The sequence below is a fragment of the Mycobacterium asiaticum genome (assembly GCF_001673365.1).
Classification (GTDB): Bacteria; Actinomycetota; Actinomycetes; order Mycobacteriales; family Mycobacteriaceae; genus Mycobacterium; species Mycobacterium asiaticum_A.
In genome coordinates, this window is record NZ_LZLS01000150.1 from 1 (window position 1) to 969 (window position 969).

Annotated in this window: 1 protein-coding gene and 1 pseudogene; one reads left to right on the forward strand and one right to left on the reverse strand. The window is 59.0% G+C overall.

All coding sequences use genetic code 11. From position 1 onward, the window contains the following. A pseudogene (locus A5634_RS15635) lies at window positions 1-735 on the reverse strand (PPE family protein); the annotation flags it as partial. Between A5634_RS15635 and A5634_RS28955 the strand changes: the two are divergent. Next, window positions 713-969, forward strand: a 257-nt coding sequence (locus A5634_RS28955; RefSeq protein WP_216638743.1) for a hypothetical protein, incomplete at its 3' end; no start/stop codon positions are given. The pseudogene A5634_RS15635 and the gene A5634_RS28955 sit on opposite strands and share 23 nt — an antisense overlap.

Sequence of the window (969 nt, forward strand, 5' to 3'; positions counted from 1 at the left end):
AGTGCCGGTGATGCCGCCGAACAAGGTGTAATTCGGACCGCCAATCACGAAGTTCAGCCGTGGTCCGCTGATCGTTACGGTCGGCACGCTGATGGGACCGACGGTGGAGCCGGCGACCACGTTGCTTATGCCGGCGATCGAGAGCACAGGGACATTGAACGGCTGAGTGGTGATGTCGAGGGTGCCGCCGGCCACCGTCAGGTTCAGTGGGACCCGCATGCCGAAGTCCACGGGTACCTGGTCGATGTGGATTGAGTAAATAGCACCACCCACGCTGCCCTGGGCGTCGCCCCGCAGGAACATCCCGTTGTTCATGTTGCCGGAGTTGCCGATACCGGTATTGATGTCCCCGGAGTTGCCGATACCGGTGTTGAGGTTGCCGGTGTTGAACCAGCCGGTGTTGGTGTCACCACCATTGAAATCACCACTGTTGAAGCTGCCCTCGTTAAAACTTCCGGTGTTGTAGCTACCCCGGTTACCGATACCGGTGTTGAAGTCACCGGGGTTGAACAACCCGGTGTTACCGGTGCCGGAGTTGCCGATACCGGTGTTGTAGCTGCCGGTGTTAAACAACCCGGAGTTGCCCACCCCGGAGTTCAATATGCCCTTCAGATCGAAGCCGGAGTTGCCGATACCGACGTTGCCGTTACCGGTGTTACCGAACCCGATGTTGTTGTCACCGGTATTACCGAATCCGATATTGCCGGTCCCCGTGTTACCGAAGACATCGGTCACCGCGGCCGTCGCAGCCGCAGGATTCACCGTCAACAAACTGTTCAGCTTCACCGACAAATTCGTCCCGCTCAGCAAATTGCTGATGGCCGGGTTGCTCAACAAGCTGCCCACCGCCGGACTACGCAGCAGGTTGCTGACGGCAGGGCTGCTCAACAAATTGCTGACCGCGGGGCTGCTCAGCAAATTGGTCAGACTGCCACTGCTCAGCACAGCGCTCAACGCGCCACTGCTCAA